Genomic DNA, 10,532 nt, shown 5'->3' on the forward strand with positions numbered 1-10,532 from the left:
GATCGAGGATTTCTACAACTCCGGCAAGCCAGTCGCCGCCGTCTGTCATGCCCCGCTGCGCTCCAAAAGGTGACCTACGAGGGGCAGCCCATCGTCAAGGGAAGCGCGTCACCAGCTTCACCAATTCCGAGGAAGACGCCGTCCACCTAACTAAGGTGGTGCCCTTCCTCGTTGAGGACGAGCTGAGGCGTCTGGGCAGCGACTTTGAAAAAGCTGTCGATTGGGCCCATTTCACAGTCGTGGACGGTCGGCTGATCACCGGCCAGAATCCCTCCTCGTCTGGCGCGGCTGCCAGTGAGTTGCTCAAGTGCTGAACGCTCAGTTTTGGTTCTGGCGCGCGCATAGGGTCTATGAGAGCAAATCTACAACCTTCCAAGCCTACGGGCGGCGTCGATCGGATCGACATCAACCGAGTGGGTCTCGTCGAGACCGATATCACTATCCTCGGTGCGCACAGCGAGTCGGGCGACTTCACGTAGGTCGAAGTCGGCAAGCGGAACTCGTCAAGTAGGTTCTTAGTCGTTCTCAGATCGTCGAGGTTCTCGCCCGCCCTCGCGCGCGTACGCTGCGCGGCTGACTTGGTGAAAGCCATGACGGCTTCTCCTTTGACCAAGCGCGATCCCCAACGCTACCGCCTAATGGCGTCCAGACTATAGAACGATCGGTGTCGCCAATACCGTGAGATGGGTAGCTCCTGCACTGCCAAACGACACCATGGCACAATAGACGTCGAGATGAAGTCGACGTATGTTTCCGCGCACGCGAGATCGGGAAGGGACGAGATGGAGATCGATCGGCGCCGTGTTTTGGATGCACTACCGGCTATGATTTGGATCGCTTTGCCGGATGGGCGGGCTCATTTCGTCAATCAACGCTGGTCTGCCTATACGGGGCTCAGCCTGGAGCAATTCCGTGCCTCGGGATGGCAGGCAGTGATCGACCCGGAGGATCAGCCATATTTGCTGGAACGCTGGCGTTCCATACTTGAGTCAGGTGAACCTGGTGAAATGGAAGCGCGTCTCCGGAGCGCTGCCGGGGGATACCGAAATTTCGCAATCAACTGCGGCCCAGTATTCGACGATCTCGGCCATATCGTCGAGTGGTACGTGGTCAACGCTGAAATCGTGCACAGAAAACGTGCCGAAGAAACGCTGCGACAGCGAGAGGCGATGTTGGCTGCGGCCGAGCGGGATTTTCAGAAGGCGCTCAAAGAAAACGAACGAAATCTTCACCGGATTCTCGGTTCAATCCCCGCCTTGGCATGGGCTGCCAAAGCCGACGGCGAAGTCGAGTTCTTGAATCGGAATTTTCTCGACTATCTCGGCATTACCGCCGAGGAAGCCGAGGGCTGGGGCTGGACCGCATCAACCCACCCGGACGACATAGCCGGCTTAACTTCGACCTTGCAGGCTATCCTGGCTTCGGGAAGGCCCGGAGAGGCTGAAGCGAGATTGCGCCGCCACGACGGACAATATCGATGGTTCCTGACCCAAGCCCATCCGCATCACGGCGACACCGACAATGTCGTGAAGTGGTACGGCACCATTGTAGATATCGACGATCGCAAGCGAGCAAACGAGAGCCTCAGGGAAAATGGGCGTAATCTTGGGCTCATCGTCAATACGATACCCGTAATGGTGTGGTCGGCGCGTCCGGACGGTACTGCTGAATTCTTCAACGAGCACTATCTCTATTATGTCGGCCTCTCCATGGGTTCCAAGGACTGGGAACCGACCACCGAGTTGTCCGACTATTGGGATCTGACTGCCTCGGTCCATCCTGACGATGCAGCCGGTCTAAATGCAACTTTTCAGGACATATTTGCGTCCGGACGCCCCGGCGAAGCTGAAGCGCGTCTCCGCCGCTTTGACGGCGAGTACCGATGGTGTCTATTCCGTGCAAATCCGCTTCACGATGAAGCCGGAAACCTCGTGAAATGGTACGGCACAAACACTGACATCCATGATCGCAAGCGAGCCGAAGAAGCTCTGAAGCGCAGCGAGGCATTCTTGGCGGAAGGTCAGTACCTTGCCGGCATGGGCAATATTTCCTGGCAGGTTGGAACAGGCGAGATTTTATGGTCGGAGCCTCTTTATCGAATCTTCGACTTTAAGCCTGGGACGGTCATAACGCTTGAACGGATCGCCAGTCGTGTGCATCCAGAAGATTTGGACGTGATGGGTGCCATGCTCGACAAGGCACAACGGGGCGAGAGCGACTTTGAGTTTCAGCACCGGATCATCTTGCCCGATCAGACGGTCAAGCACCTTCACCTGATTGCCCATCTGGCCAAGAACGATTCCGGTCAGATCGAATACATCGGTGCGGTCCTCGACATCACGCAACGCCGCCGGTCTGAAGAAGCGCTGGAAAAAGTCCGATCCGAACTTGCACATACCACTCGGATCATGAGTTTGGGCGCCCTGACGGCGTCGATCGCGCATGAAGTAAACCAGCCGCTTTCAGGCATTGTCATCAATGCTGGCACTTGCCTGCGGATGCTGGCAGCCGATCCGCCGAACGTCGATGGCGCGCGGGAAACCGCGCGGCGCACCATCCGGGACGGCAATCGCGCGGCGGAGGTGATCGCGCGGCTTCGTTCTCTGTTCGAGAAAAAGCCTGCAGCTGTTGAGCCTGTCGACTTAAACGAGGCCGCAGTTGAGGTGATCGCATTATTTTCCGGTGAACTTCAACGAAACCGGGTGCTGCTTCATACCCAACTCGCAGGCGGGCTACCCCTCGTCGGCGGCGACCGTGTTCAATTGCAGCAGGTCATCATGAACCTGCTGCGCAATGCCGCCGACGCAACGATCCTGGTCGACGATCGCCCAAGACTTGTCGTGCTTGGAACCGAACTTGGCGAGGATGGCGATATCCGCCTCTTCGTTCGAGACGCTGGCGTCGGACTTGATCCACACGGGTCAGAGCGGCTTTTCGAAGCCTTCTACACGACCAAGGCTGACGGTATGGGCATAGGGCTTTCCGTCAGTCGCTCGATCGTCGAAAGCCATGGCGGCCGTCTTTGGGCAGAGGCAAATGAGGGTCACGGTGCAACTTTCTCTTTTTCTATTCACGAGTATGTACGGCCGGCGATACCGGCCCACTTCTCCTCGGTCATTTCGACACCGGTCAGCGCTTCAATAAACCGAGGTTTTGCATGAGCGGCCTCCGCCCTCTTGTGTCGATTGTGGATGACGACGAGTCTGTGCGCGAGTCGCTGCCCGATTTGCTGAGGGAGTTCGGTTTCCGTGCCGAAGCGTTTTCTTCGGCCGAGGAGTTTCTGGTGTCCAGCGCTATCAATCAGACAGACTGTCTGGTTCTTGACGTCTACATGCCCGGTATGACAGGGCCAGATCTTGAACGAGAGTTGACGCGCCGAGGTCAGTCTATCCCAATCGTGTTCATCACGGCGCCAAGGGACGAAACGGTTCCACCGATTCTTCTCAAAAAGGGTTCGGCCGGATGCCTGATCAAGCCGTTTAGCGACACAGCGCTGCAGGCGGCGCTCGACCTAGCCCTCGAGTCCGACTGAACGCGGCGGGGTTCGCTGCCTCCGACAGAGTATTTCGAGTCAGTAGAATTCTACGCACCCGGCACGCCGTATTGCGTGCTCGGTATCACGGAATGCATTGCATCTGCGTCTAGCAATCCAAAGGTATCGCCAACACTTTCGTGCAATTGTTTTAGGCCCGGTGCCGGACAAATCTGGCGCGAGCATCTGACACGCAAAGGAGATCAAGATGAACGCGATTCTGGCGAGCAGCGAAGCCGCAACCAAAATCCCGAAGGCACGCGCAGTCGACATGAAGCTTGAGGTCGCTGTCATCCCAGTTGCGGATATCGATCGCGCCAAGAACTTCTACTACGATTTGGGCTGGCGGGTCGATGCGGACTTTGTCAGGGATGACGGCTCTCGCGCAGTCCAGCTGACGCCCCCAGGCTCGCCGTCATCGATACACCTCGGCGAAAACCCGGCCCTTTTTCTGGTCGTATCCGACATCGTGGCAGCGCGCGCCGAACTCGCCGAGCGCGGGGTCGAGGTCACTGAAGTGTTCCATAGAGGCAACGCAGGTCCGGTAGGTGGCCTAGCTCCGAACCGGGCAAGCTACGGCTCGCTCGCGTCATTCAGCGATCCGGATGGCAACCGGTGGCTGCTCCAGGAGGTCACCGCTCGATTGCCAGGGCGCGTCGACACGAATGTCACGACGTTCACGTCGCCAGCCGAGCTTGCGGCTGCGATGCATCGTGCGGCGGTCGCGCATGGCGAGCATGAGACGCGAAATGGCGGCCAGCGCGATGAGAACTGGTCCGCATGGTACGGCGAATATATGGTAGCCGAGCAGGCAGGCGAGCCGCTTCCCTTGTGAGAGCGGCGAAGCCTCGGTGGCGCAGGCTTGCCACCGACGGCCTGCCTTTCTTTTACGCCGAGTTCTGCGCCAACGTGAACGCCCTGGCCGGTTCGTAATCTCCGGTCATTGGGCGGGACCGCGATCGTAGAAATGGTGGCGGCCGCGGCCCGCCGTCAACCCGGCCTCCCAGTGTCCGCTGGCCATCGAACAAGGCCAGCTTCGCCGATGCCGGCCGGCGGCCTTGCCGGTCCCCTCCCCGCTGCGCGCGATGGTCTCGACCGGCATCGGTCCTCTTTCGCTTACACCACTTTCTCGACAGCTTGCCGGGAAAAAACCGACACCAGAGGATTGGAAAATGGATAGGATGGCAGAAGATATCAATCAGGATCGACGCCGACTTCTGGCCGCAGTCACGACCGGCGTCGTGGTTGCTGGTGCGGCAATACTGCTCCCGTCATTGCCGAGTGCGGCGGCCTCCAGCGACGCCATCCATCCCTTCCACATTCACGTTCCGAAAAAGGAACTCATCGATCTTCGCAAGCGACTTGCTGCTACGCGGTGGCCCGACAAGGAGACCGTCGCCGATCAGTCGCAGGGTGCTCAGTTGGCAAAGCTGCGGGGCCTGGTTCAGTACTGGGGCACCGATTACGACTGGCGAAAGATCGAAGCGAAGCTGAATGCACTGCCGCAGTTCATCACCAATATCGATGGGACCGACATTCACTTCATTCATGTTCGTTCCCGTGGAAAGAATGCGCTTCCCTTAATCATCTCGCACGGCTGGCCCGGATCCATAATCGAGCAACTCAAGATCATCGGCCCCCTCACGGATCCGACAGCGCACGGAGGCAGCGCCGAGGAAGCATTCGACGTCGTTATCCCCTCATTGCCCGGCTTCGGCTTCTCGGGCAAACCGACCGGCACCGGGTGGGACCCCGACCATATCGCGCGAGCATGGGCCGAGTTGATGAAACGCCTTGGCTACACCAACTATGTCGCCCAAGGCGGCGATTGGGGCAGTGCGATCTGCAACTCCATGGCGCGTCAGTCTGCTCCCGGCTTGCGCGGCATTCATGTCAATCTGCCGGCAACGGTGCCGCCGGAAGCGGCTGCGGCGCTTGGCGGCGGGCCGTTGCCTGCAGGCATCTCCGATCAGGAGCGCGCAGTCATTGAAGCGCTCATGATGTCCGGAAAGAATGGGAACCTCGCGTACTTCACGATGATGTCGGCGCGGCCGCAGACAGTGGGCTACGGCACGACGGATTCTCCAGCCGGCCTTGCGGCGTGGGTTCTTGTGCACCCCGGCTTCTCGCATTGGTCGTACGGTGCCGATCCTGAAAACTCGCCAACGAAAGACGACGTGCTGCACAACATCACGCTCTACTGGCTCACGAACACCGGGGCCTCGTCGGCGCGACTCTACTGGGAGAATGGCCCCCACGGCAGCATCATCTTCGCGGCCGCGCAAAGGACCTCCGAGATATCGCTCCCGGTCGCCATCACCGTATTTCCTGAAGACGTCTACAAGCCGCCGGAGACATGGGCGCGCCGTGCCTACCCCAACCTAACCTACTTCCACGAGGTCGACAGGGGTGGACACTTCGCTGCGTGGGAGCAGCCAGAATTGTTCAGCGCGGAGCTTCGCGCCGCGTTCCGGGCTCTCCGGCAGGCCTGACCATTTTCCACCAGATCTCACCCGACCGAACATGGCCGGGAGGATCGGCGTCAAGATTTGTAAGAGGCTGACATGAAGGTAAGGCAGGTTAGTGCGTTCTTGTTGATCGCTGGAATCGCCCTCAACACAAGCCGGGCGCAACAGGTGGAACAAATGCATGGGATAACGCGGACGGACCTGCAGAGGCATGATCTCAGCGTCCCGGGCCAGGAAGCCGTTCAGACGCGCGTAGAATTCGCGCCCGGAGCGGCTTTTCCCATGCACCGGCATCCCGGTGAAGAGGTCGTCTACGTCCTCGAAGGCTCGATAGAATACGAGGTCGAGGGCCAGCCGTCGCAGATCATCAATGCCGGCAGCGTGCTGTTTATTCCCGCCATGGTGCCCCATGCCGCGAAAAACGTCGGCAGTGTCACTGCGGCCGAGATTGCCACGTATGTCGTCGAGAAAGGCAAACCGCTCGTCGAGTTGGTGAAGTGAGATTCGGAGACCACAGTCAGACCACGTAAGGATTTCCGCATGCTGACGAACCGCTTGTTGGCCTCATTCTTGTTGATGAACGCAATTGGGCTGCCGGCCGCCCGTTTCGAAGCGAAGGAGCAACCGATGGTTGTCAAGGCACCGCAAAGTTCATTGCTCCATGGATCCATTTTTGGCTGGATAGCCGGCCAATCGGAGTTGGCGTCTACTAGGAAGCTTGGGAGGTCTCCTTTTGCACGGCATGTTGAGCCACGAGAGTGACGTTGCATCCGAGTTCGCTGAGCCTGCGCATCAGGCGTCGAATGGTATTGTCGCGGCTGCGCTGATCGAAGTGGCGCGGGCCGAGGTCGTGGTAAGGCACGCCGTCACGAAGCATGAAGTAGGCTGCGGTGAGCATCGAAGCGGCGACGGCCAAGATCGCCTTTTTTGCCCCACGGCGTGCCTTGAGGCGCAAGAATTGCGCTTGCAGATAGCTACCCCTGACGCGCACCGCCGCCCAGGCGGCGGTGACCAGGGTGGTCTTCAACCAAGTGCCGCTCTTGCGCACACGCGTGGAGCGGCGCTTGCCGGCACTCTCGTCATTGCGCGGACACAGGCCGGCCCAGGAGATAAGGTGGCCGGCGGTGGGAAAGCGCGCCATGTCGACGCCGATCTCCGCCACGACGACCTGGGCGACGAGGTCACTGACGCCCGGCATGGTCGTCAGCAGGCGGGCACGCTCGCGGATCGGCGCCAAGGATTTTCCCACAGCGGTGTCCACCTCGCCCAGCGCCCGCTCGAGGTTGGCGATGAGATCCAGATGCAGCTTGAGCATCAGGCAGTGATGCGCGGTGACCCGGCCACGCAGCGCTTCGATCAGTTCGGGCCGTTTGTGCCGTGCGGTTCCTCGCGCCAAATCAGCCAACCGCGCGGGGTTCGCTCTCACCTGCGATGATCGCTCCCAGTATCGCTCTGCCGGAGACGGTCAGCACGTCGGACAGCACGCTACCGAGTTTGACGTTGGCGTCTTCCAGCACCTTCTGGATGCGCAGCGAGTGCTGGGCGATCTCGCGCACGAGCTGCTTGCGGGTGCGGGTCAGATCGCGCAGCTCCTGGATCGGGGCGGGCGGTACGAAGCTCGCCCGGATCAGCCCATGTGCCAGCAGATCGGCGATCCACATGGCGTCGTTGACGTCGGTCTTGCGGCCGGGGACGTTCTTGATGTGCTGGGCATTGGCCAGCACCAACTCGAACTGGCCTTCGAGTATGTGCCAGACCGGCCGCCAGTAGATACCGGTCGCCTCCATGGCGACATGCGTGCAGCCGTGCGAACTCAGCCACTCGGACAATTCGAGCAGCGCTTGCGTCGTCGTGGCAAAACTGCGGGTCTCGCGATGCGGCGGCGACGAGACGCAACGCACACAGGCCACGACCGTGTCCTTGTGAACGTCCAGCCCTGCGCAGCGCGGATAGAGCACGTCCATGCCTTTTCCTCCTTTGCGGTGCGACGCCGGGAAGAACCCTCGTTGTCGAAATCTACTAGTCGCGATCACGGGCAGCGATGCCCGTCGTCAACAATTCGGGGTGCTCGCAGGGTTCCAGGTCCAACTATTGAACGGGCTCGAAGCACCAAGACGATGCCGACCTCGGTCCCAGCGCCGCAGCAAATCTTACCGCGCGGCTGCGCGCTGCGACAGCGTCGCTTCATCCCTCGGGGTCGGACCGCTCCGATGGTGAACTATTGAGCGAGCCAACGAGTGGCTCAATTCCCCGCCACTGACGCCGGCGGCCCTCCGCGGAAAAGTCATCCTTGTCAGTTTCTGGACCTACACCTGCATCAATTGGATGCGCGTACAGCCCTACCTCCGCGCCTGGGCGGAAAAGTACAAGGGCCAGGGGCTGGTCGTGATCGGCGTCCACACGCCGGAGTTCCGATTTGAGAAGAACATGGAAAACGTCCGCCGCGAGGTGAAAGCGCTGGGCGTCGACTATCCTGTCGCGGTCGATAGCGAGCGAGCGATCTGGAGCGGGTTCAACAACAATTATTGGCCGGCGTTCTATTTTGTCGATGCGCAAGGAAACGTTCGCGATCAACATTTCGGCGAGGGCTCGTACGAACAGTCGGAAATGATTATTAAGCGGTTGCTCGCAGAGGCTGGCGCCCAAGGCATAGGCGCCGATCTGGTGTCGGTCGACGCCGGCGGCCTTGAGGCCGCCGCGGACCAGGCCAATCTCAAGTCTCCGGAAAACTACGTCGGTTACAAACGCACCCAGGGCTTCGCGTCGCTAGGCGGTCCGGTGCGCAACAAGCTTCACCTCTATGAAGCGCCGGCCCAGTTGCACCTGAATGAATGGGCGCTCGCCGGCGGCTGGACGATGGGCAGCGACGGCGCCTCTCTAAAAGGGCCGAATGGCAACATCACGTACCGATTTCACGCCCGCGATCTTCATCTTGTCATGGGGCCGGCATCGCCTGGAACCTCCGTGAAATTCCGCGTCCTGATCGATGGTCAGCCACCGGGCAGATCTCACGGGCTTGACGTTGACGAACAGGGCAACAGCACAGTTAGCGAGCAGCGTCTGTTCCAGTTGATCCGGCAACAGGGGCCGATCACAGATCGCCAATTTGAAATCATCTTTCTCACCCCGGGCGCCGAAGTTTTCTGCTTCACGTTCGGCTGATCCGAGGCCGGCCGGCCCCGTCTCGATCGCGACATCGAGGGAAGTGCTGACGCCCACGACTACGTCTGCGCGTCAGCCCCTCGAACTGAGCGCCAGGGAGGCACCATCAACTGCATTAGCGAACAGCTGGTTGGGGGGCGGAGATCCCGTAAGGACGCGTTTATCGAACCGCAGCTGATTGTCAGAGGCTCGTCGGCCGCGCCGAAGCTTGGCTGAGACGATGCGTACCTGGGGCCGTTCAGTGGCAGGTCGCGTTGAGCAGTTGCGACCATTACAAACGAAGGATTTGCAAAAGACGTCGAGGCCAAACGCGGCTCGCGCGCGGGACAACGGTGCGCGATCGTTGGGTGCGGGAGGCGCTGGTACGGCCATCGCGCTTGCCCTCATTGATACAGGCGTATCGGAGCTGCGTACTGGGATATCGACCAGGCGCGCACGGCAGCGATAAAGGACCGCCTCGCGATCTATTCGGAGCTGCCCATCACGGTCGGTCCGCCGACATTCAATGAGGACATGGCGGTCAATGCCGGTTTTGCAGGGATGACCGCTTCGGACAAATTGCCGTTCGGCCCGTCAACGCTCCGCACAGGCGCACTGCTGTGAGAGGCAATCATGAAACCTCCAAAGACGCGTCTCCTGATCGAGGCAGACAGGCTCGGCCATTCGATCCATGAGGGTCGATACATGCTCGATTTTCAGGTCGGCGCGATTCGGGAATTTTTCGGTCTGGAGCCGTAAGTTTGGTTCTTCAACCATGCGCAGTCGCGAATGTCTGCTTTCAGCAAACGGTGCCAATCACCGAACGACCGAAATGAGGCGCAAAGCTGCCCTTCGCGTCTTAACGATCAGACTAGTAGTCAGCAGGCACTCGGATGAGTCATGGCAATGGCCGACTTTGGAGTCGGCCAACCCAGCTTGACGACCGACATTGCCGCGCGAAGCTGCCATTCGGTGTAAGGTAATGCCATTGCGAATGGCTGGATCAGCTTCTTGAATCAACTTTGGCGAACCGCTTCGTAACCCATTGGCGAATAACGATTATGTTAGTCGCTGAGGGTCGTCGTTTTCGACAGGGAATCAATATGTTGGCGGGTGGTTCGCCAACCCGTTTCCTTCGTATTCTCTCGTATGGTCTGGCGAACCCAAGGACCAGAAGGAGGACTAGTTTTCCCTCCACGCGGTGTCTCGTCATCCACGAAAAGGGTCGATGAACCCGCAACGACGCGGCTGGTTTGGGGCCGAGGAACGAAACCCGCTGCGCGGGAGGGCGCGAACGGTTGAGGTAGAGGTCAAGAACCGGACGTCGCGCTCGCATTGAGGGTGGTTCGGCAGCGGCAGAGCATCACGGGCTTCTTCAACAAGGAGCCCGA

At 59.9% G+C, this 10,532-nt stretch carries 7 protein-coding genes and 2 pseudogenes; 8 read left to right on the plus strand and 1 reads right to left on the minus strand.

Features of this window, described 5'->3' with window-relative positions:
* Position 1: 1 nt before the first annotated feature.
* The 6 genes and pseudogenes from EN853_RS34885 to EN853_RS30770 form a co-directional block, all read left to right on the plus strand.
* Positions 2-314, plus strand: a pseudogene (locus EN853_RS34885) (type 1 glutamine amidotransferase domain-containing protein); the annotation flags it as partial.
* A 468-nt stretch (positions 315-782) separates the two neighbouring features.
* Entirely contained in the window at positions 783-3,161 is a 2,379-nt protein-coding gene (locus EN853_RS30750; RefSeq protein ID WP_127862759.1) for a PAS domain-containing protein, read from the plus strand.
* A complete protein-coding gene (locus EN853_RS30755) occupies positions 3,158-3,532 on the plus strand; it encodes a response regulator (protein WP_127862760.1) in 375 nt (124 codons plus the stop codon). Before EN853_RS30750 ends, EN853_RS30755 begins: the two co-directional genes overlap by 4 nt.
* A 208-nt stretch (positions 3,533-3,740) precedes the next feature.
* The gene (locus tag EN853_RS30760) at positions 3,741-4,367 is read left to right on the plus strand and encodes a VOC family protein (RefSeq protein ID WP_127862761.1); all 627 of its coding nucleotides are present in this window, start codon (positions 3,741-3,743) and stop codon (positions 4,365-4,367) included.
* A gap of 337 nt (positions 4,368-4,704) precedes the next feature.
* On the plus strand, positions 4,705-6,024 hold the full coding sequence (locus EN853_RS30765; RefSeq protein WP_127862762.1) for an epoxide hydrolase family protein: 1,320 nt from the start codon (positions 4,705-4,707) through the stop codon (positions 6,022-6,024).
* Positions 6,025-6,096: 72 nt separating this feature from the next.
* Positions 6,097-6,501, plus strand: coding sequence for a cupin domain-containing protein (locus tag EN853_RS30770; RefSeq protein WP_127862763.1), 405 nt, complete (start codon positions 6,097-6,099; stop codon positions 6,499-6,501).
* Between the two features lie 208 nt (positions 6,502-6,709).
* On the opposite strand, the pseudogene EN853_RS30775 reads toward EN853_RS30770, so the two are convergent.
* Positions 6,710-7,964 (minus strand): annotated as a pseudogene (locus EN853_RS30775) (IS110 family transposase).
* A 292-nt stretch (positions 7,965-8,256) separates the two neighbouring features.
* On the opposite strand from EN853_RS30775, the gene EN853_RS30780 reads away from it, so the two are divergent.
* A complete protein-coding gene (locus EN853_RS30780; RefSeq protein ID WP_127862764.1) occupies positions 8,257-9,162 on the plus strand; it encodes a thioredoxin-like domain-containing protein in 906 nt (301 codons plus the stop codon).
* A 612-nt stretch (positions 9,163-9,774) separates the two neighbouring features.
* A complete protein-coding gene (locus tag EN853_RS35180; RefSeq protein ID WP_281061698.1) occupies positions 9,775-9,900 on the plus strand; it encodes a hypothetical protein in 126 nt (41 codons plus the stop codon).
* The last annotated feature ends 632 nt before the right edge of the window (positions 9,901-10,532 follow it).

The sequence above is a fragment of the Mesorhizobium sp. M1C.F.Ca.ET.210.01.1.1 genome, from assembly GCF_004791585.1.
Lineage (GTDB): Bacteria > Pseudomonadota > Alphaproteobacteria > Rhizobiales > Rhizobiaceae > Mesorhizobium.

Excerpts from the sequence above, each read along its gene's own strand:
- EN853_RS30765 (WP_127862762.1), top strand. The coding sequence starts at position 4,705 with ATGGATAGGATGGCAGAAGATATCAATCAGGATCGACGCCGACTTCTG.
- EN853_RS35180 (WP_281061698.1), top strand. The coding sequence starts at position 9,775 with ATGAAACCTCCAAAGACGCGTCTCCTGATCGAGGCAGACAGGCTCGGC.
- EN853_RS30750 (WP_127862759.1), top strand. The coding sequence starts at position 783 with ATGGAGATCGATCGGCGCCGTGTTTTGGATGCACTACCGGCTATGATT.
- EN853_RS30755 (WP_127862760.1), top strand. The coding sequence starts at position 3,158 with ATGAGCGGCCTCCGCCCTCTTGTGTCGATTGTGGATGACGACGAGTCT.
- EN853_RS30770 (WP_127862763.1), top strand. The coding sequence starts at position 6,097 with ATGAAGGTAAGGCAGGTTAGTGCGTTCTTGTTGATCGCTGGAATCGCC.
- EN853_RS30760 (WP_127862761.1), top strand. The coding sequence starts at position 3,741 with ATGAACGCGATTCTGGCGAGCAGCGAAGCCGCAACCAAAATCCCGAAG.